Origin of the sequence: Nostoc sp., assembly GCF_036919555.1 — a bacterium.
In the GTDB taxonomy this organism is placed as follows: Bacteria; Cyanobacteriota; Cyanobacteriia; order Cyanobacteriales; family Nostocaceae; genus Nostoc.
In genome coordinates this window covers 31,753-51,663 of record NZ_JBALCS010000014.1, presented here as the reverse complement: position 1 = coordinate 51,663, position 19,911 = coordinate 31,753, and the positions used below count along the sequence as shown (strand labels likewise).

At 42.9% G+C, this 19,911-nt stretch carries 24 protein-coding genes and 1 pseudogene; 12 read left to right on the top strand and 13 right to left on the bottom strand.

All coding sequences use genetic code 11. From position 1 onward, the window contains the following. Positions 1-95 precede the first annotated feature (95 nt). Positions 96-473, top strand: a complete 378-nt coding sequence (locus tag V7K36_RS05820; RefSeq protein ID WP_335113962.1) for a response regulator transcription factor — start codon at positions 96-98, stop codon at positions 471-473. A gap of 224 nt (positions 474-697) precedes the next feature. On the opposite strand, the gene V7K36_RS05815 is transcribed toward V7K36_RS05820, so the two are convergent. After that, positions 698-1,162 carry a hypothetical protein gene (locus V7K36_RS05815; protein WP_334947486.1) on the bottom strand — a complete coding sequence of 155 codons (465 nt, stop codon included), beginning with the start codon at positions 1,160-1,162 and terminating at the stop codon, positions 698-700. An 855-nt stretch (positions 1,163-2,017) separates the two neighbouring features. Between V7K36_RS05815 and V7K36_RS05810 the strand changes: the two genes are divergently transcribed. After that, complete coding sequence (locus tag V7K36_RS05810) at positions 2,018-3,112, top strand: phosphotransacetylase family protein (protein ID WP_335113960.1); 1,095 nt, start codon at positions 2,018-2,020, stop codon at positions 3,110-3,112. Between the two features lie 42 nt (positions 3,113-3,154). Here the strand turns inward: V7K36_RS05810 and V7K36_RS05805 are convergent, their stop codons facing one another. Then, the gene (locus V7K36_RS05805; RefSeq protein WP_335113958.1) at positions 3,155-3,673 is read right to left on the bottom strand and encodes a DUF4188 domain-containing protein; all 519 of its coding nucleotides are present in this window, start codon (positions 3,671-3,673) and stop codon (positions 3,155-3,157) included. 100 nt (positions 3,674-3,773) lie between these two features. Here V7K36_RS05805 and V7K36_RS05800 point away from each other — a divergent pair, with 100 nt between their 5' ends. The 4 genes from V7K36_RS05800 (at position 3,774) to V7K36_RS05785 (ending at position 6,017) form a co-directional block, all read left to right on the top strand. Further along, the gene (locus tag V7K36_RS05800; protein WP_334947498.1) at positions 3,774-4,310 is read left to right on the top strand and encodes a PadR family transcriptional regulator; all 537 of its coding nucleotides are present in this window, start codon (positions 3,774-3,776) and stop codon (positions 4,308-4,310) included. Between the two features lie 81 nt (positions 4,311-4,391). Further along, positions 4,392-4,895 (top strand): DNA recombination-mediator protein A, encoded by a 504-nt coding sequence (locus V7K36_RS05795; RefSeq protein ID WP_334829356.1) that lies wholly within the window; start codon positions 4,392-4,394, stop codon positions 4,893-4,895. 87 nt (positions 4,896-4,982) lie between these two features. Then, positions 4,983-5,381 (top strand): MAPEG family protein, encoded by a 399-nt coding sequence (locus tag V7K36_RS05790; RefSeq protein WP_335113956.1) that lies wholly within the window; start codon positions 4,983-4,985, stop codon positions 5,379-5,381. A 144-nt stretch (positions 5,382-5,525) separates the two neighbouring features. Continuing rightward, on the top strand, positions 5,526-6,017 hold the full coding sequence (locus V7K36_RS05785) for a YajQ family cyclic di-GMP-binding protein (RefSeq protein ID WP_334829302.1): 492 nt from the start codon (positions 5,526-5,528) through the stop codon (positions 6,015-6,017). A gap of 425 nt (positions 6,018-6,442) precedes the next feature. On the opposite strand, the gene V7K36_RS05780 is transcribed toward V7K36_RS05785, so the two are convergent. Together V7K36_RS05780 and V7K36_RS05775 are read right to left on the bottom strand one after the other, a co-directional pair. After that, positions 6,443-7,000 (bottom strand): glutathione S-transferase family protein, encoded by a 558-nt coding sequence (locus V7K36_RS05780; protein ID WP_335113954.1) that lies wholly within the window; start codon positions 6,998-7,000, stop codon positions 6,443-6,445. Positions 7,001-7,006: 6 nt separating this feature from the next. Then, positions 7,007-7,471, bottom strand: coding sequence for a hypothetical protein (locus tag V7K36_RS05775; RefSeq protein WP_335113952.1), 465 nt, complete (start codon positions 7,469-7,471; stop codon positions 7,007-7,009). A 66-nt stretch (positions 7,472-7,537) separates the two neighbouring features. Here V7K36_RS05775 and V7K36_RS05770 point away from each other — a divergent pair, with 66 nt between their 5' ends. The 3 genes from V7K36_RS05770 (at position 7,538) to V7K36_RS05760 (ending at position 9,358) form a co-directional block, all read left to right on the top strand. Next, positions 7,538-7,822, top strand: a complete 285-nt coding sequence (locus tag V7K36_RS05770) for a zinc ribbon domain-containing protein (protein ID WP_335113950.1) — start codon at positions 7,538-7,540, stop codon at positions 7,820-7,822. A gap of 229 nt (positions 7,823-8,051) precedes the next feature. Beyond that, positions 8,052-8,186 (top strand): HNH endonuclease, encoded by a 135-nt coding sequence (locus V7K36_RS05765; protein WP_335113948.1) that lies wholly within the window; start codon positions 8,052-8,054, stop codon positions 8,184-8,186. A 446-nt stretch (positions 8,187-8,632) separates the two neighbouring features. Further along, on the top strand, positions 8,633-9,358 hold the full coding sequence (locus V7K36_RS05760) for a tetratricopeptide repeat protein (protein WP_335113946.1): 726 nt from the start codon (positions 8,633-8,635) through the stop codon (positions 9,356-9,358). A gap of 127 nt (positions 9,359-9,485) precedes the next feature. Here the strand turns inward: V7K36_RS05760 and V7K36_RS05755 are convergent, their stop codons facing one another. Together V7K36_RS05755 and psaM are read right to left on the bottom strand one after the other, a co-directional pair. Further along, positions 9,486-9,896 carry a hypothetical protein gene (locus V7K36_RS05755; protein ID WP_335113944.1) on the bottom strand — a complete coding sequence of 137 codons (411 nt, stop codon included), beginning with the start codon at positions 9,894-9,896 and terminating at the stop codon, positions 9,486-9,488. A gap of 416 nt (positions 9,897-10,312) precedes the next feature. After that, positions 10,313-10,402 (bottom strand): photosystem I reaction center subunit XII, encoded by a 90-nt coding sequence (psaM, locus tag V7K36_RS05750; protein WP_040630342.1) that lies wholly within the window; start codon positions 10,400-10,402, stop codon positions 10,313-10,315. 199 nt (positions 10,403-10,601) lie between these two features. Between psaM and V7K36_RS05745 the strand changes: the two genes are divergently transcribed. Next, entirely contained in the window at positions 10,602-11,885 is a 1,284-nt protein-coding gene (locus tag V7K36_RS05745; RefSeq protein WP_335113942.1) for an FGGY-family carbohydrate kinase, read from the top strand. Positions 11,886-12,431: 546 nt separating this feature from the next. Here the strand turns inward: V7K36_RS05745 and V7K36_RS05740 are convergent. Then, the gene (locus tag V7K36_RS05740) at positions 12,432-13,139 is read right to left on the bottom strand and encodes a transposase (protein WP_335113940.1); all 708 of its coding nucleotides are present in this window, start codon (positions 13,137-13,139) and stop codon (positions 12,432-12,434) included. 384 nt (positions 13,140-13,523) lie between these two features. On the opposite strand from V7K36_RS05740, the gene V7K36_RS05735 reads away from it, so the two are divergent. Further along, a complete protein-coding gene (locus tag V7K36_RS05735) occupies positions 13,524-13,916 on the top strand; it encodes a hypothetical protein (protein ID WP_335113939.1) in 393 nt (130 codons plus the stop codon). 362 nt (positions 13,917-14,278) lie between these two features. Then, the gene (locus V7K36_RS05730) at positions 14,279-15,019 is read left to right on the top strand and encodes a dienelactone hydrolase family protein (protein ID WP_335113937.1); all 741 of its coding nucleotides are present in this window, start codon (positions 14,279-14,281) and stop codon (positions 15,017-15,019) included. Positions 15,020-15,401: 382 nt separating this feature from the next. Here the strand turns inward: V7K36_RS05730 and leuD are convergent, their stop codons facing one another. From leuD to V7K36_RS05700, 6 genes and pseudogenes are all read right to left on the bottom strand, one after another. Continuing rightward, positions 15,402-16,010, bottom strand: a complete 609-nt coding sequence (gene leuD / locus V7K36_RS05725; protein WP_335113935.1) for a 3-isopropylmalate dehydratase small subunit — start codon at positions 16,008-16,010, stop codon at positions 15,402-15,404. A gap of 94 nt (positions 16,011-16,104) precedes the next feature. Next, positions 16,105-17,508: a 3-isopropylmalate dehydratase large subunit gene (gene leuC, locus V7K36_RS05720; protein ID WP_335113933.1), complete on the bottom strand. Its 1,404-nt coding sequence runs from the start codon at positions 17,506-17,508 to the stop codon at positions 16,105-16,107. 299 nt (positions 17,509-17,807) lie between these two features. Next, positions 17,808-18,482: pseudogene (locus V7K36_RS05715) on the bottom strand (RNA-guided endonuclease TnpB family protein); the annotation flags it as partial. 81 nt (positions 18,483-18,563) lie between these two features. After that, on the bottom strand, positions 18,564-19,025 hold the full coding sequence (locus V7K36_RS05710) for a ferredoxin (protein ID WP_335113931.1): 462 nt from the start codon (positions 19,023-19,025) through the stop codon (positions 18,564-18,566). Beyond that, positions 19,025-19,411, bottom strand: coding sequence for a DUF1257 domain-containing protein (locus tag V7K36_RS05705; RefSeq protein WP_335113929.1), 387 nt, complete (start codon positions 19,409-19,411; stop codon positions 19,025-19,027). The genes V7K36_RS05710 and V7K36_RS05705 overlap by 1 nt, the downstream gene beginning before the upstream one ends. A 39-nt stretch (positions 19,412-19,450) precedes the next feature. Beyond that, positions 19,451-19,660 carry a DUF2997 domain-containing protein gene (locus tag V7K36_RS05700; RefSeq protein ID WP_335113927.1) on the bottom strand — a complete coding sequence of 70 codons (210 nt, stop codon included), beginning with the start codon at positions 19,658-19,660 and terminating at the stop codon, positions 19,451-19,453. Positions 19,661-19,911 lie beyond the last annotated feature (251 nt).

The following is a 19,911-nucleotide window of genomic DNA, read 5'->3' as shown; positions in this document are numbered from 1 at the left end:
GAGAATAGATCTAAAATCCAAACATCGTAAATTAAATGACAGAAGCAGTGACTTGATTGCTATGAGTCAATCTAAAATCTAAAATCTAAAATTGTATGACCCAGAAAATTCTGATTGTTGACGATGAACCCAATATCTTGATTTTGATGGAACAAGCCCTAGAAGCATTAGAAGATGAAGGCGTTGAACTCCTAACTGCTAGAAATGGAGAAGAAGCTCTCGAAACTATTAAAGCTGAAAAACCAAACCTGGTTTTTCTCGATGTGATGATGCCTAAAATGAATGGTTTACAAGTCTGCCACATTGTTAAACACGACCTGCAAATGACTGATATCTACATTGTGATATTGACAGCTAAGGGGCAGAAATTTGATAAACAAAAAGGAATTGAGGTTGGTGCAGATTTATATCTAACGAAACCATTTCGCCCCAAAGAAGTACTTGAAAAATCAAAGCAGGTGTTGGGCTTTTGAGGAAAGCTCTGAATGCTTTTCATCTGCGATCGCAGCACTTGGTAGTGGCAATTCATCCGTAATGGGCATAGCTTGCTTCTGCAACTAGGCTATTTTGACTTTCAATAACCAGGTTATTTTAGATAAAATTAAATATTTTTTAAAATTACCAAAAATAGCTGCGATCGCAGCTATTTAGTTAACCCAGATTTAGGCTTTTTGACTGACTTGGGTCTTTTCTGCAATCAATACAACTCTAGAATTTCTAATTCTGGTGAGAGTGGAAAGCCAAATTTTTCATGATAATGAGGAAACTTCAGTAAGAATAGGCATAAAGGTTTATTTTGATAAAAAGCTTTTAGCTTAAACGTGCGAACTTCAAAACCTTCCTTCTGTGCTTCTTGTGATTCAGAAAAGCTTCCAGGAAAAGTTTCATCAAAATGAATTTCAAATTTCCTTGCAGTTTCCAAAAAAGGCTTGCCAATTAATCTAGCACTATTGTCATAGGCAGGGTTAGGTATTACTCTCCTATACTGGCTTTCGTCGAATCCAGCCTTGAAAATAAATTCAAAAAATCCGCTAAATATTTTCAGGTTTTCACTTGTATTAAAATCTTGCCAACCTTGAACTAAACTATCTTGAAGCTCTTGAACAAGATTAATTAAAAATTGACTTTCGAGAGATTTTATTTCAGCAGTAACTATTTCCATTTTTACCTTTACAAATGGTGATTTATTGACATAAATCCGCTTAAATTCCAGCGTTTGAAATTAAATAAATTAACCCGCTATTGCAATCTCAAAGAAAAAGAATCGAGAGCATTTAGCCAATGGAAAATAGAGGATTTTTCCTCTACTCCAGCACATCATAGTAATGAAGTCTCATAAAAAGATTTCAACTTTCTGGACGATGCAATCCTCAAAGCTCACTAAATTTTATTTAAAACCTGTAAAATTTATGAAATTATAAGCGGAAATACTTATGTACTTATGTATTTATAATCTCACAAAATAATAATATAAGTCAACAAGATTAATCATAAATTCAAAAATTACTCAATATTACTATTGACAAGTTTATATTTGCTTAAAATTCATATCCATAAAAGCAATTTTGCGCTCAAAATACGGACAATACAGATAGCTGCGTAGCATAAGTCAATTTTTAGTGACTCAAACTCACTTAAGTAAGTGCGTCAAATTAAATATAAAACCTCACCCTGCCTCCGGCTTCCCTCTCCTTAGTAAGGAGAGGGATTGAGGGTGACGTTTGATCTTATATTTAATTACGCCTACCTACTTAATTGAGTCCGTTTGAACTGACTTAGGCTCTATAGCAACGAAGTTGTTAGTTTGGTATTTGTTGGTAATGACAAGGCTTGAAGAGTAGGCATACAGGTTAGCAGAGCCGACACAAGGAAAATTACCTCTCGCCCTACCCCTGCTTATTCAAAAGGTAATTCTGGGAAACCTTAATTTGTGAGAGCGAGAGCTTTTGCCAGAAGGAACTAGAATTAGGAAACACCTAGCTGGGTTCTTCTGACTTTTGAAATTAGGAGTGCATGTGTGCCAAAATCCCCTAAATATTTGCTGATTGGATCAACCGAGACTTATAGCGGTAAATCTGCAACTGTTCTGGGTTTGTCTGATCAGCTACAGCAAAAAGGACTGGATATTACCTACGGTAAACCGCTCGGTACGTGTTTGAATTCGTCTAGTGGAACCGTAATTGAGGAAGATGTCCAGTTCATTGCTCTTAGCCTCAATTTGCCGACAAACCGCGTTGCACCTACAATGCTGGCTTTGGATGAACTAAATGTGCAAAAGCGCTTACTGGGGGAAGACAAAACCGATTATCAGCAGTCCCTAATACAGCAATATTTACAAATGTCCCAAGGAGATTTGGTGTTACTGGAGGGGCCTGGTGATTTGTCCGAAGGCAATTTGTTTGACTTGTCTTTGCTGCAAATGGCTGAAGTATTAGATGCTGCTGTGCTGTTAGTAGCTCGCTATAAATCGTTACTTTCGGTTGAGGCGCTATTGGCTGCGAAAGGGCGTGTGGGCGATCGCTTGATCGGAGTTGTGATCAATGATATTCCTGTCACCCAACTAGAAGCCGTTGACACTCTCTTGCGCTCATTTTTGGAACAGCAGGGGATTCCGGTGCTAGCAATGCTGCCAAATAGCGCTTTGCTCCGCAGCGTCAGTGTTAGCGAACTAGTCAAACAGTTAAAGGCTGATGTTCTCTGTCGCAATGACCGCCTAGATTTATTGGTGGAAAGTCTGGCAATTGGAGCGATGAATGTCAACTCAGCCGTGAAATATTTCCGCAAACGCCGGAATATGGCAGTAGTAACAGGAGGCGATCGTGTGGAAATTCAGCAAGCTGCTTTGGAAACTTCTACCCAATGTTTAATTCTCACCGGGCAACTACCCCCGCCGCCGTTCATTCTCAGTCGCGCTGAAGAACTAGAAATCCCCATTTTATCTGTTGACTTAGACACCCTCACCACTGTAGAAATTGTTAACCGCACTTTCGGGCAAGTCCGGCTCCACGAGCCAATTAAGGTTCAGTGCATTCGCCAGTTGATGTCTGAGCATTTTGACATTGAGCGCCTGTTATCTAAACTGGGTTTAACTCCCGCAGCGGCATTGTCTTAGATTCAATCAACCTAAACAATTAAGAGCATCTATGCTCAGTTATCAGTTAGGAGGCTGTATTGCTGGTGAGGGTACAGCTGGTTCGCCGTCACCTCCCAGGCGACGGCGTGCTGTTTCCCTTCGCCCCATAGCTGGGACATGCTTAGTTGCAGCAGCTAATCCAAACACAGGCATATTGCCGTAAACCGCCTCATATCTTCCCAGTTCGATTAAATAAGTTTCGTGCCAAATGCCGACACTGCCATCAGCACCAATGGCTTGATTAAACCTTTGCCAAGCTTTTAGATGTGCATCAGCTGGATTTCTGGCAAAATGCTCCAAATCCTCGAATGAGCGCCAATACTGAATTAGTCCTACTCCTCGCCAGTAAACAAAAGTTTCTCCCCCTAAAAACCCTTTTTCAGGATTCTGGTAAAGGCTTCGTAGCATGGGCGACATCGCCGTTGCAATCGGAATCCATTTCGAGAAAGCGAATAATTTATTAATTCGCATCCCAATCAAAAACACAACAAAGGGTTCATTAATCTCGGCTGTAAATCTTCCTGGTATTACTTGAGGCATCTATTACTCACTCCTTGTTGTTTCAGGTTAATATGCAATTAGTTGCATATAAACATTATTATGCAATTAGTTGCATATGTCAAGTAGTGAATTAAAAATTATGGCATTAGCGCACGCAATATTAGCTGCTCTGGTTGACGCGCCTTGTAGTGGGTATGATTTAGCAAAACGATTCGATGGCTCTGTAGGCTTTTTCTGGTCAGCAAGTCACCAGCAGATTTATCGAGAGTTGTCGAAGCTAGAAGATCAAGGATGGATCAGTTGCGAGTCGATTGTCCAAGCAGGACGCCCAGATAAAAAGCTCTACAGGGTTACAGAGTTGGGAGAACAGCAGTTCAAAGAGTGGATTGCTCAACCTTGTGAACCCACACCAATTAAAGATGATTTGCTTGTTAAAATTTTTGCTGGCCATATTGCTTCTAACGAGATGATCTTGGCAGAGCTAGAGCGTCACCAAAAAGCCCACTTAAAAAAATTATCTACGTACAAGGATTTAGAACAAGAATGCTTTCAGAATCCGCAAGAACTCCCAAAATCAGCAAAATTTCAGTATTTGACTCTCCTGAATGGCATTACTTATGAAACAGATTGGCTGGCTTGGTGTGATCAAGTAATCCAAACAATCGAAAAATTGTAGCAATGTCTAACTCAGGTTTGCCTCACACCTACACGCTGTTTGGTAAAATATGTGGGTCGTTTAATTGGATTATCTCCATCTTTGACCCAATCAACAGACCTTATTAACCTCGATACATTAGCGCAAGAACTGGCGACAATACAGCAAACGGGTTCTAAAAGAATTGCTTTGCTGGGTTCTCGTCACGTTCCGATTACGCATCAGAATCTTATTGAAATGATGACATATGCCCTAGTTTTATCGGGTAATCGAATCATTACTTCTGGTGCTATAGGTACAAATTCAGCTGCCATCCGGGGAGCAACGCGGGCTGATCCGAATTTGTTAACGGTGATTCTACCCCAAAGCCTGGAACGCCAGCCCTTGGAATCGCGCCAGCAACTAGAACAGGTAATGCATTTAGTGGAAAATACCAATAATGATAATCTGTCCCTTGCTGAAGCTAGTTACCTGTGCAACAAGGAAATTGTCTCTCGTTGCCAGCAACTGATTTGCTTTGCGTTTCACGACAGTGGGACTTTGTTACAAACTTGTCAAGATGCGGAAGAACAAAGAAAAGTGGTGACTCTCTTCTACTTTGATTAGTCATTTGTCATTTGTCATTTGTCCTTTATATTTGACTGATGACTGATGACTGATGACTGATGACTAATAACCAATGACTAATAAGTAATGATAATTTTTTTGTACTCGATCGCTGCTGCTGCCGTTCTAATTTATGTGCCATTTTTGCTGGTAGCTTATGCCCGTGCGCGTATTGGGTATGAAATGTTTTCTACTCCTCGCGCTATGTTTGATAAATTGCCACCTTATGCCCAACGGGCTACTTGGGCACATCAGAACACCTTTGAAGCGTTTATGGTGTTTGCCGCAGCCGCATTGATGGCATATGTGACTGGTGTAAATTCTTCTACAGCACAAGTAGCTGCGATTGCCTTTGTAGTAGCCCGTTTGCTATACTCAATTTTTTATATTTTGAATATACCCCTTTTGCGATCGCTGATGTTTGGCATTGGCATCCTTAGCTCTATCACTCTCATTTTATTGAGTATTATCCAAGCTAGTAGTTAATTGGGGAGTGGGGAAGGTGGGGCCCCCTCTGGGGATAAGAGGTAATGGGGAGTGGGAAGATGAGGGAGAATTTACTTTTCCCCTCTGCCTTGTCTGTTCTCAATCCCGAATCTAAAACCCAAAATCTAAAATCCAAAATGTTTTATGGCTTCTACTTTTTCCTTTGACATTGTGAGCGACTTTGACCAACAAGAGTTGGTTAACGCTGTCGATCAAGTTATACGAGACATCAAAGGTCGTTATGACCTCAAAGATACTCAAACTACTGTCGAGTTAGTCGAACAAAACATTAATGTCAGTACTGACAGCGAGTTTACCTTAAATTCTATACACGACATCCTGCGGGAAAAAGCCGCCAAGCGTAACCTCTCTCAGAAAATCTTTGATTTTGGCAAAGTTGAATCAGCCAGTGGTAATCGCGTGCGTCAAGAAATTAAACTCAAAAAAGGCATCAGTCAGGAAATTGCCAAACAAATTTCCAAATTGATTCGCGACGAATTCAAAAAGGTACAAGCTTCAATCCAAGGGGATGCTGTGCGGGTTTCTGCCAAATCTAAAGATGACTTACAAGTTGTCATGCAGCGACTGAAACAAGAAGACTACCCAGTAGCTTTACAATTTACAAACTATCGTTAAAAGATTTACATTGTGGCAGTGCCTATCCAAACTAAGTTTTGTGAAGATTTTTTGTTTGGATATAATCCACGGTACTTAACTTAACGCTAAAAGGGCGGTTAGAAACCGCGTCTACACGAGGCTTTACCCGCCCGCGCGGGTTAAAAAACCTTAATTTTCTCTTAGCCCACGGAGGTGGGCTTTGTTTGTGTAGCTGCAAATTCCATGATACTGTTGGCGAATTGATATGGGGTCTAACCCATCAACCCCAATCCATCTTAATTTCTGGAATTTCAGTGCGTTTCAACGTACTTTAGCTATTAGCCAGCACTTTATTGCAGGGCGGGAAAGCGACACTAAACTAGGGTTTTAGGGGTGAGGGGTTTAACCCCGCGAAAATTGACCAACAGTATCATTCCATTCGCCGAGGTTTAAGTTGACTACAATCAAGCCCCTTTGCCAATACTTTTTTGAAATGCTGGACGCTCAGATAACTCCTTCATATAGTTCAACACTGCTGGGTAGGAGCTGAGGTCTAGCTTCAGCATGATGGGAATGTAATTCAGAATAGACCCTACTGCCACATCAGCAACAGTAAACTCATTGCCAAGTAAAAAAGGTTGCTTACTGAAAATTTCATTTAATGGAGTCAACAAGCGGGGCATTTCCGGCTCCCGACTTGCTTCTACGAAAATTCCTGGACCAAGGGTAGCATTGGCAAACAACACCCATTGGGAAAATACAGCGCGTTCCTGTGGTGAAAGTGGAGTTTTAGCATACTTATCGGCAAGATACAGCAAAATTGCTCCAGATTCCCAAAGTTTAAAATCCCCATCAACAATTGCTGGAACTTTACCAACTGGGTTAATTGCTAAATATGCAGGCTGGAGATGTTCACCCGCCTGCATATCGAGCTTGACAAATTCGTAGGGAACTCCTAGTTCCTCTAAATACCAATGAACAATTGACGCTCGACTCCGAGCGCCGCCGTAAAGTTTGAGCATAATTACTTAAAGAACTTTGTGAGTGTGAGAATGCTGTTTAACGTTGTCTTCTTTAGTGACAATTCTAGCGGCATTTAATACCCGCTTGCGCTCAATGGAATATTTAAAATCGGTGTAATTTGTACCTAAGGGAATCAGGGATTTTGCAGATTCACGACGCTTGTAGGTACGAGCTGCTGCAAATGCCCGTGGCACAAATTCCTCTCCAAACTGAGCCGACTCTGGGAAGCCATCTGGCGCCAGTTGTGAATCGCCATCCAGCACAGATCCCAAAGTTGTTGCATAAGCGAGCTTATAGGAGGTAGGAATGCCTTTTAACAGCGCTTCCAAAGCCGCAGAGGGAATCGGTTCTATAACTTCGATTTGATAAACTTCTCCATCTTCTTTGACGAAGCAGGTTGCCAAGCCGATAACAATGTAATCATCGGTTGCTAAATCAGGGGCATTGGGATAGGAAATTGCAGTTGTCATCGGAAAATTTCTCAAAAGTTAAAAATTAAATCTAGCGATTGGGGCATTGGGCATTGGGCATTGGGCATGAGTTATTCTCCTTGTCCCCTTGTCCTTTTTCTCATCTGGCTTGTTGGCATTCTACCGGAAAACTGGGGTCAGGGCTTTTGTCAATTCTTCAGTATTTTGGATCAGATTTGTTTTAAGCGTGGTGTCTATTTTCAAAAAGTAGATAGTCGTAAAACAAGCCAAATCTGCCCAAACTGCCTCATGGTGACAGGTAAAAAAGATTTGTCAGAGCGTATTCATAATTGTTCAAATTGCGGCTACACAACTGACAGGGAGTGCGATTCGTTCAGCCTAAATCCGTAAGGAGGGATGGCTGGCGCTGGTAAAGTAACCCATTCGGGTAGAGTTCGCACTTTAAAATCCTTTACCAATGACAACTGAATGACCATGAGGGTGACTCTAATCAGAGAAGTCCCTCCCCACAGGTGCAGTGGTGATAGCATCACCACTACGGTAGCGACTAGCCATCAATCCGTAAAGCGGGGTGAAAAGGAGGTAAAGCTGACAGATTGACCATATAATCCCCAAAATCTTGGGAGGTAAAGACGAGTACAAAAATCTCCAGATTTTGTATAGACACTGCCACGATACGAAAACAACCGATGATGGTTCGGTTACAGGTACGCATGACAAGCGCCAAATCATTGAGGAGCCGGATGAGGTCTAAAGTCTCACGTCCGGTTTTGTAGACGAGCGGTTCTCGTGAGGGAATCGCTTAGTTTAACTTTGAATGCAGCCGCTCAAGTAGTTCTCCAAAGGGGACTTGTAGCCGTGGGGCACACGGTCAAGATGCAAGAGTAAGGGTAAATTCGTTGGAATCCCCATGAATCAAGAATCCTCACGCCTTTAGGCCCAGGAGTGACAATTGACTAATCTTTGAGATTGACTCTCCTATTTCTGGAATTCACCTTGGCGATGAAGTATTCATGATTAGGTTTGAGGATCAATTGTTTCTTTAAGGCGTAGATTTCTACTGGTGCACTAAGTTAAGTTCTCTCTTAAGATGGCTTTCATGTAACCCTAAATACCTTAAGAATAGAGGCAGTGGTAAAACCACTAGCGATACAAAACCAGCATTCGATTTCACAAAGCAGGTATTTCAGGCAGGGAAAGATGAATATTCACTCATTTTTAGCTGACGATGACCAGCAAAATAAGCAATACAAATATGTAATAAATAATACAAATAAAGCCCAAGAATATCGGAAAAACGATCGCAGCGAATCTAGTTTAGGGGATAGCTACTTACGCTCTTTTGCTTTGAGGTTGGCTAAACAAGGAAATTATACTGAAGCGATCGCACTTTTAACCCAACTAATTTCTCGCCATCCCCACAATGCTGTTGATTACAACAATCGAGGGCTGATTTATTTCCAAAGTGGTGAAATAGAAAAAGCGTTTTGTGACTATAACACCGCCCTCAAACTTAATCCCAATTTGGCTAGTGCTTATAATAACCGAGCAAATTACTACGCTGCTTGTGGAGAATTAGCAGCAGCACTTGCCGACTACGATCAAGCGATTGATTTTAATCCTTCCCATGTCCGGGCGTGGATTAATCGAGGCATTACCTGGCGTGACTTGGGGCAATATGAGGAGGCAATTGAGAATTTTGAGATCGCACTGCTTTTCGGTCAACTAAAAGGTCATATCTGGGCTGAACACGGTAGGACTTACCATCTTTGGGGTGACTGGAATTATGCGATCGCTGATTATCGTCGCGCCCTCACTCTACTGCCCTCTCTCGACAACAGTAAGGATATTACTGGTTATTGCTTGCGTTTAAAACTCGAAAATTGGCTAAACGAGCTGCTACCTGATCAGCGTCCTAGTTGGTAGATTTTTCATTTTGAATTGGAGCGACGCTGTATCAATATTATTTATTAGGAATAATATAAATTAACACCCTGTTTTTACGTAACCAGAATCACAAGAAACCTGAATAATCCCAAAGTCGCTATTTGTCTTAGGGTGATGACTCTGTTTGTTCATCTTCTCGGCGATCCTGATTCATCAACACAACCCGACGCTGGCTCGGATCAAATCGGTATCCTTGTTGTTGCATAATAGTTTTAGTTTGCTGAGGATCGAAGTTACGGCTAAATTCCGTCTGCAAAGCATTCACATGTCCTTCCATCAGCTTGACGTCAGTACTAATTTCTCGCAACTTTTCTTGCTGTAACAACTTATAAGACAAAAGTTGTGCGAAGGCAGATGCTGCAACGGTTGTAATGATCAGATTAACCGCTATTTTAGCTGTGCTTTCCAGTGCCATCACCTGGTAAGAACGTTGACGAAGATGCCGCTTTGGTCGAGAAATGACCCGGGGTTTTTGTATAGGTTGTAACGGTGGTCTGGACGGTTGAATCGCGTTCATGATGCTAAAAATTAACCTCGCTTAGTGAAGAGAAGCACTATTGAAGAGTGCTGAGTTCCGAGTGCTGTTAGCGCTAGCGGGGCGTTTAGCCCATGCTGAGTAAAAATAGCAATAATCCCACTCAGTATCAAATCAGTTTCTAGTAGCGAGTGCCTCGCCTTAGAATGGGAAGATTCATCAGTACTACTTCTGACTAACTGCTTCTTCCTGGGCACTCAGCACTCCTAAATGCTTGATTTAGCTGTCATATTACTCCATTTTTGGGAAATTGCTACAAGTGTTGTATTAGTTAAAAAATAACCTGGCTTACGCAAGTGCAAGATTTCTAACTACTTATGACATAAAGCCACAAGGTCTGGAAATTGCACCCCGTACTGCCAGGATTATTAGCTTTTTAACTGTGTCACACCGTAGTGTTATTTGTAAAGTTCTGTGGCTAATCGCCAAGCTAGAACTCCTGGGATCAGCGCCACAACTAGAGCGATGTAGACTTGAGTATCTGAGATGGAAGATATCTGAGCGATGTACAGAGTATCTAAGATAGGCATGGCTGAAAACCTCCTAACGTGAATAGATTTTGAACAGTTCGTTTACTACTTTTCCTTGTTTTGCCCGGATTGGGGAATATCTTGTTACAAGATGCAACAAAAGCAGTTATTAATCAGCAGTTCTTAGTTATTCTCGATTAAAAAAATTTATAAAAATATGAATTTGTATTTGGGTATCGACTTCGGCACATCTGGCGCACGCGGCGTGGTGATTGACGAGGAAACTTCTTATATCCAAACTGAGGTGCGATATCCCTTCCAGGACTCACCAGCCCCTGTGATGCCAAAAATTTGGCAGGAGGCTTTGTTTGTGCTGGTGGAACAAATACCTGACCAATTGCGGCGAGGAATTAAAGCGATCGCCATTAATGGTACTTCTTCTACTGTCTTGCTGGTCGATGCTACTGGCAATCCAACAGATGCACCATTGATGTATAACGATGCGCGGGGATCATTGGTACTAGAGCATTTGAGGAATATAGCACCCCCTAATCATACTGTGTTGAGTGCCACCTCCAGCCTAGCCAAACTTTTGTGGATGAGGCAATTACCCTCTTTTAGTGAAGCTAGATATTTCCTGCATCAAGCAGATTGGCTGGCGTTTCTCCTACATGGACAGTTGGGGATTAGCGATTACCATAATGCTTTAAAGCTGGGTTATGACGTGGAAGAGTTGAAATACCCAGAATGGCTAGAAAAGTTGCAAATACCGATTCAGCTACCCAAAGTTTTACCACCTGGGACTCCAATTGCCCAATTGCGTCCTGAAATTGCGAATAAGTTCGGTTTTTGCAGTGATTGTCTGGTATGTGCTGGTACAACTGATAGTATTGCGGCTTTTCTCGCCAGTGGGGCAAAATTACCTGGTGAAGCGGTGACTTCCCTTGGTTCAACGTTGGTACTAAAGTTATTAAGTCGTACCCGTGTAGAAGATGCCAGATATGGAATTTACAGCCATCGTTTCGGTGATTTGTGGCTGACTGGTGGTGCTTCTAATACTGGGGGTGCAGTACTCAAGCAATTTTTCACAAATACTGAGTTAGAAAGCCTTAGCCGGGAGATTGATGCATCAAAAGCTAGCGTTTTAGATTATTATCCATTATTGAAAGTAGGCGATCGCTTTCCCATTAATGATCCCAATTTACCCCCACGTTTGGAACCACGCCCAGATCATCCAGTGGAATTTTTGCATGGGTTGTTAGAAAGTATTACCCGGATAGAAGCGCGAGGGTATGAATTATTACAGCAAATGGGTGCAGACAAGTTGAGCCGGGTTTATACTGCTGGCGGTGGCGCGGCGAATGATATTTGGACTGCAATTAGGGCGCGTTATTTGCAGGTTCCTGTAGTAGCGTCAGTGTATACAGAAGCTGCTTACGGGACAGCGCTATTGGCGATGGCAGGGGTAAACAAAAGTAATTGTGTAACTATTTTTTCGTAGATATTTTGTAAATCAGTATCTATCCCAGTGACAATCGATATATCTTGGCTGATACTGGGATGATTAGATACCGGTTCATCATCTGGGCAGCTATTTGGGGATGGGTGCTTCGCCACAAGCGAATGTCATCTATCCCCTTTACTAATTATTGGAAATACGGAAAAAAGTGGGAAAAGAAGATGTTGTCAAAAGCAGCAACATAGCGTTTTAAAAGCAGTTGACAAGCGTTTTCTGATCTGTTACTCTAATCAGGGAATAAGAAAATTACTATTGGATTATTATGAAGCAAAGTGTGCCGACGAAAAACACATCCACCACTCCCGACGAAACCATTTGAAAATTGTCAGGATGCGATCCGAAAAGGGGGGGGTGGGACGCGCCTTTTGTACGGTTAATTAAATTAAAATATTTTGTGGAAAATTTTTTTAATGGAGAAAAAAAATATTCTATTCCATTGTTTTTTTTTTAAACAAAACAGGATCTTAGAGAATCATACCTCATTCATCCAACTTGCGTCAAACGCTCTATTAGCTAGAACAAACTTCTTTAAAACTGCTGCCATTTCTGGGCATTCCGATACCTGGCACTGCTCGATGTTGTCAGTTGACCAGGTGAGCATTTGTGCTTGCGCTTATTCCGGCTAATTTTATGGCCAGCTAGCAACTTACTTCCCCAGCAAGAAAGTCTGGCTGGTTTTGCTTTCGGTTTATACCTTTGACAAAACCCCCGATATTTTTTGGCACATTCATCTAAACTTTTACCCAGTTCTAGAAAAGCCGGATGCCATTGAGTCAATCCATCAACAGTCAATTGGTCATAAGTGCCGTAATTACTGAAATCGTAGAAAAAACTGCGTCGCATTTGAGCAGCTTTGGGATTGCCATGAATGTAGCGTAGAGTATTTAATGCTCGCTTAGTATCCGTGGGTGGAAACCCACAGCTATAATATCTCGCCTCCCAAAAGTGCCCTGTGCGATTGAGCATTCGGTTAAAGCACATGGCTGTGTACCAATTGAGAAAATGCATGATTTTAGGCAAATCTTCTGGGGTGGCTGGTTCTATGAGATAGTGGACGTGGTTCGACATGATGCACAACGCATAAAGTTTGAAGCCATATTTGTCCAAACCTTTTTTGATTGCATATAAGAAGACTTCCCGGCATTCCCGCCGCGCCAAGTTAAATTCGCGGTTGTTGCAGCGCGTAGTAATGTGGTAAGAAAATCCTGCTGACAAATTTCTTTTCTGGCGGGTCATTTTTGTTATACCAAGTTGTCAAACTTAACAGGCGGATTGCTAATTATCGGCTACGTTCTTTCACATCTCGAAAATAACGATACCGTTGCGTCAATTCTACGTTCTTTCACATCTTGACAATGATATATAGCGCTTCTGGATTGAGTCCAATACAGACCTAACCCCAGCCCCCTAAGAGCAAGGGAAGCTACGGTGTACACACAAGTCGGAAAAACTTCATCCACCAAAGATTTGCGGTGAAGCAGCGCTGCGGGAGGGTTTCCCGGAGCAGGCGACTGCTGTTAGCGCAGCGTTAGCGACACAGGAGCGTCACCCGTTCGCGTAGCGTCTCCGATAGGAGAAGGGTGCGTTACGCTCCCGCGTCAAAGCTAAATTGTTGCAATCATGGCGATGCCTGCGGTTCTTGCTAGCCAACGCATTTGTTATTTTGGCGGACTCATTTGTTATTTTGGCGAAGGCATTTGTTATTTCGGCGAAGGCATTTGTTATTTCGGCGAAGGCATTTGTTATTTCGGCGAAGGCATTTGTTATTTCGGCGAACTCATTTGTTATTTCGGCGAACTCATTTGTTATTTCGGCGAACTCATTTGTTATTTCGGCGGACTCATTTGTTATTTTGGCGTCTCCATAACGCACCCTACGAAACAACTAGAAGAGTTGAAACCTATGCTGGTGATACTTGTGTACACCACCGTAATGCAAGGGAAGGGGAGTAAGATTCAAAGCCTCTCTCCTGAAAGGCTACAGTGTACACACAAGTCGAATTACCCCCCTTAGTCCCCCCTTGCAAAGGGGGGAAACAGGAAATCTAGTTCCCTCCCCTTTATAAGGGGAGGGTTAGGGTGGGGTGATTTGCAAACTGAAAACTCCTATTATTGCTTTGGCGTTACTGAATCAAGGGATGATTCTTGTAGGGTGGGCAACATGAGCGCCCCGATATACAAGGGAGGCTCATGTTGCCCGTCTCACAAAACTAATAAAATCATCCCGCAAATATGCAACGCCATTGCTTTCTTTCATTGACAGTTAGTAGCCTATCCTGATGCTGGAAAAACCTTTGGGTATTTTGTAAATGCGGATGAATGCCTGACGGCAGTAGGCTGCTTTAATGACAGCAAGCGGAACACAGAGACAAAAAAGTGCAAATCACTAAGCGCAATGTTGAGTTAAGAGTAGATGGCAGCTTAATGCGTGTTTATGTAGCGGCTCCCAAAGCAGCAGGAAAATTCCCTGGTATTGTCTTCTACAGTGATATTTATCAGTTAGGTGATCCAATGATTCGTCTAGCTAACTACTTAGCAGGATACGGCTATGTAGTAGCAGCCCCAGAAATTTTTCACCGAATTGAGCCAGTTGGACTAGTAATTGAGCCAGACGATCTTGGAAGGATGCGGGGTAATGACGATGCTCGTCGAACCTCCGTAGCTGATTATGATGCCGATTGCCTTACTCTGATTGAATTTCTGAAAACAGAGAGTACAGTTTCTCCAAATCAAATAGGCACTCTAGGCTTTTGTATTGGTGGACATTTAGCTTTCCGCGCCGCATTTAAAAGCGAAATTCGGGCTTGTGTCTGCTGTTACCCGACTGGTATTCCCAGTGGTAAACTGGGTAAAGAGGTAGCCAATACAATCCAGCGGGTGAGTGAAATCAAAGGCGAGATGCTAATGGTATTCGGTACTCTTGATCCTCATATCCCAGAAAGCGATCGCCAAACCATAATTAGAGCAATTGAGAGTGTTAACATACCTCACAAAGTTTTTTTGTATGAAGGAGAACATACTTTCATGCGCGACGACGGTTATCGTTATGATTCTAGTGCTACCACCTCTGCTTGGTCTGAAATAGTAACTTTCTTGGGGCGCATATTTGCAGACTGAAAACTCCTATAGTGCTTCTCCCTTCGGTGCAGTCCAGTTTTGACCTCACTTCGATTCCTCTCTCCTAGAAGGCTACGGTGTACACACAAGTCATCGAATTACCCAAAACAAAAGAAAAACCTCACCCTGTCCTGACTTTAATCCCTCTCCTTAGTAAGGAGAGGGACAAGTTTTGCACAAGCAAAACCAGGGTGAGGTTTCTTTGGGCTATTCCATAAACCGTAAATTGCGTCAACAGAGACTTGTGTTTACACGGTAGCCTTCCTTTGTTGGGAAGGGATTGGGGATTAGGTCTGTATTGGACTCAACTGAAAACTCTTATTATTGCTTTCTTCGCTTGACAAAAGAGCTTTCCCCGGCAGAGCCAGGGAACGAGAGAATGCTAACTCGCGGCAAAATTGCCCCAACTCACGTAGGGTAATTTTGCAGCCGTTGCCCGAACTTGGTTAGCATTCGCCACCAACTGACCGCAAGCGTCCCAAGTCCCAGAAATAAATGTGCTTCTGGTGCCTTCTTCGATCGCAACTGGGGCAGTGTAATTACCAATTTGCACTTGTAAAGTTTCCAGATTTACTGTCACGGCGGCTTGGGGATTGGCAGCCACTAACTCTTGCAGTTGTTTAACAGTAACAGCATCGGCTATCACACAAGGTATACCCATTGCTACACAGTTACCGAAAAAAATTTCTGCAAAGCTTTCACCGATTAAAGCTTGGATTCCCCATTTTGCGATCGCTTGGGGTGCGTGTTCTCGTGATGAGCCACAGCCAAAATTTCTATTTACTATTAAAATCTTCGCCCCTTGGTACTGGGGTTGGTCAAAGGGATGTTCACCTTTGAGTGCTTTGCGGTCATCAATAAACGCGCCTTCGCCTAACCCATCAAAGGTTACGGCTTTCAAATATCGCGCGGGAATAATGCGATCGGTATCTATATCATTGCCCACTAAGGGTATACCATGCCCTGAAACTGTTTTAACTTCACTGACCATAAACTTTACCTATCACCCAAATAACTCCCTGCTGGAAGATTTCGCACTGCTTTTTCAGCGTTCACAACTTCCTTTTGCCCAATGCCCTTTAAAATTACACGAACTCGCGCACATCAGAAACTTCGCCTTTAATTGCAGCAGTGGCGACCATCGCCGGACTCATTAACAATGTCCGACCGGAAGATGAACCCTGTCTTCCTTTAAAGTTACGGTTAGAGGAAGAGGCGCTGATTTGTCTTCCTTGTAACTTGTCGGGGTTCATAGCTAGGCACATGGAACATCCCGGTTCACGCCATTCAAATCCGGCTTCCTGAAAGATTTTATCCAGTCCTTCAGCTTCCGCCTCTTGCTTCACCCTTTCTGAACCAGGGACAACAAAGGCTTTGATTCCCTCTGCAACGTGACGACCTTTGGCGATTTTCGCAGCTTCCCGCAAATCACTAATCCTACCGTTGGTGCAACTACCAATGAAGCAGACATCTATTTTAGTACCCTTGATCGGTTGACCAGGATATAAATCCATATAGCGGTAAGCTTCTTCGGCAATAAATCGGTCTTCTTCCAGCAGTTCTTCCGGCTGAGGCACTGACTGGTTGACACCGATACCTTGACCGGGAGTAATTCCCCAGGTGACAGTTGGAGAAATTTCAGCAGCATCAAATATCACTACATCATCGTATTGGGCATCAGCATCGCTCTTGATGGATTCCCACCAAGCTACTGCTTGATCCCAATCTGCACCTTTGGGGGCAAAATCTCTGCCTTTGAGGTAATCGTAAGTGACTTGATCAGGATTGACATAGCCACATCTCGCACCGCCTTCGATCGCCATATTGCAGACAGTCATCCTCTCTTCCATATTCATTTGTTCAAAGGTCGTACCTGCAAATTCGTAACCATAGCCCACACCACCTTTAACTCCAAGTGTGCGGATGATATGTAAAATTACATCTTTGGCGTAAACTCCAGGGTTGAGAGTGCCGTTAACTTCAATTTTGCGGACTTTCAGCTTGGAAAGGGCGAGACTTTGGGAAGCGAGAACATCGCGGACTTGGCTAGTACCAATACCAAATGCGATCGCACCAAATGCCCCATGACTCGAAGTGTGGCTATCTCCACAAGCGATCGTCATTCCTGGCTGGGTCAGCCCAAGTTCTGGAGCGATGACATGAACTATACCCTGACTACCAGAACCGATATTGTAAAAAGTTATGTTATTTTCTTGACAATTATTTTCGAGCGCCTGGATCATCTCTTCTGCCAAGCTATCGGCAAAGGGACGCGCCTGGTTTTCTGTCGGCACAATATGATCGACTGTAGCGACGGTACGCTCAGGAAAAAGTACTTTTAGACCCCTCTCGCGTAACATTGCAAAAGCCTGGGGACTGGTGACTTCATGAATTAGGTGAAGCCCGATAAATAGTTGCGTCAGCCCTGAGGGAAGTGTACCAACGGTGTGTAAGTCCCAAACTTTATCAAACAGGGTACCTTTGCTCATAGGTCAATCAATATTTAAAAAGTTTAGTCTTATATAGTATCAAAAAAGAGTCTAGGTTTTTGCACTTCACTTCATATTAGTTACATCTTTGCAGTCTGATCGGAAATCGAAGGGTTGAAGACCTGTACCATTACACGTAGCTCGGAGTTTCGGTGTCTCCGACTCCGCTTAATTTCAGTCGGGGTTTAAATTCTTGTCTGAAATTGTCTTTAATTTTGAATTGTTAATCCTCCTTTGTGTTGTGATCAGACATAGCTTTAGTCTGGAAAACCAGATGAAATCTGATGCTGTTAAGTGAACTACTCAGACTTGCCTTCGGCTGAAGTCTGAGCTTCTGTGATCACGGGGGAGTGCCTAAACTTAGACTTTCGCCCAAGAGTAGGACTTATCTCCCCTCCTACAGCAGAGACGGCAGAAAAGATTCCGCCTTTATCATTCTGATACCCTCTGCTCTGATGTTCTGCGCGGCGTTACCGTCACGATCGTGATGAGTATTACAATGAGGACAAGTCCATTCACGGATATCCTCTTGTCTCTCACTCACTTGATAGAAACAATTAGAGCAAAGCTTGGAGCTAGGGAACCACCTATCAATCTCAACTAACTTCCCACCAATGCGAGCTAGCTTATAAGCTAAAAAGTTGATGAATATTCCCCACCCACAATCAGATAGATATTGCTTTCGCCAATTTATGATTACGTTCGCGTAGCGTGCGCGAAGCGCATACCATGCCTTTGACATGAAGATTCTCTACTATGACAGCTTGCCTATCGCTGACCAACTTATAACTAAGTTTATGTAGAAAATTTTGCCTGGAATTACTAACTCGTTCGTACAATGCAGCAACAACTTTTCTATACCTATTTCTGGAATTACTCCCTTTCTGTTTACGAGCTAATTTTTGTTGTTTGCGTTTCAGGTTTTTCTCATGCCTGTCTTGATGCTTGGGATTGTCGTATTTAGATACTTTCTCCGGTCAGAATCAAGATGCCTCGGCGGAGCGTCTCCGGCTCCGCTCCTGAATTCTTCTTCAAATTGATTTAACGTTTTTATCTTAATAACGGGATTTTTTGGTCTTTAACTTTTGCTTTTTACGCCGACGTTCGCTAGCAGCAACTGCATGTTCTACCGGATAACCCACTATAGGAATTACCTGATATTTGCGCTCTTCTTCTAAGTTTTTCAGTTCAGTGTAATTAACCCAATGAATGCAATCAACCGGACAAGTGTCAATTGCTTCTTGGATAATTTCCTCAGAGTCCCCATCTTGCCGAACCACGCGCGATCGCCCGTAATCTGGTTCAATGTAAAAGGTGTTACGCGCAACGTGAGCGCAGTGCTTACAACCAATACAGGTGATTTCGTCAACATAAACACCATTTTGGCGCAGCAAACCGCCCAATTCCGGTTCTAAACCAGAACGTTCTGGGGCATCCCGTAAAAAACCCCCTAATTCTGGTTCCAAACCGGAACGATTATCTTCTTGTTCTTCCGGCGACGGCAGAAAATCAGCCATTACGCACTCCAGCGTTGTACTACCAGACGAATTGAACCATCTTCATTTTTTTCTTGTTCAGAGACTTGAAAACCAACACGAGCGGTTTCTTTCACAACTGTTTGATAAGCATAGCGCTGTGTTACCTGGCGCAAAAATCCGTCCACAGACAGGTCTTGTTGCCAATATTGCAAGTCAGCCACCAGTTCATATTCCTTGCCATTCCATCTAAAGCCGATGTCGTAGCCATTTTCCTGCTCAATACTAACTTCCGCAGGATGGGTTTGACCGCGATAGCCACGTACTTCCCGTGGTCCTGGTTTCCAGTCTACGCCCAATTCAGTCAAAGCATCTTTCAAAGAATCAAGGTTACGGATTTGAGTCTTAATTTGGCTAAAGTGTGACATGGTGGTTTTGATTTAATAACACTAAACTACTGTGAAAACTTACCAATCGCTGTAAGTGGTGTGTGCATTCGCCAGATTAGATTGCTGCACCTGAGCGGCGAAATATTCTGAGGTTGGCTCATGATTAAGTACTTGCCCCAGCTGCGCCTCTATTGCTGCTGTAACCTCAGCGCAAGAAGCACCCACAATGCCAGTGACTTTTTCTTGTACCCGACCGTCTGGATAGATTATGAACTCTAATGTCTCCATGCTCTTGGCCAACCACGATAAGTACGCTTAAATTCTACTGCCTTAGCAGAAGGCTACAAATATAGCCGTAGGAACATTTTTACTTAGATAGAAACTTGCTATTTTGTTAAATAACTGTTCCATCTTTCAACATATATATCTCATAATCTTTACAAAAATTATTAATTTTATAAGCAGCCACGTCAGTATTTAGTTAGTCTCTCTTAACCTCATCGATTAGTCAAGCTAACAGCTTAGTTTGCTAAGTAAGC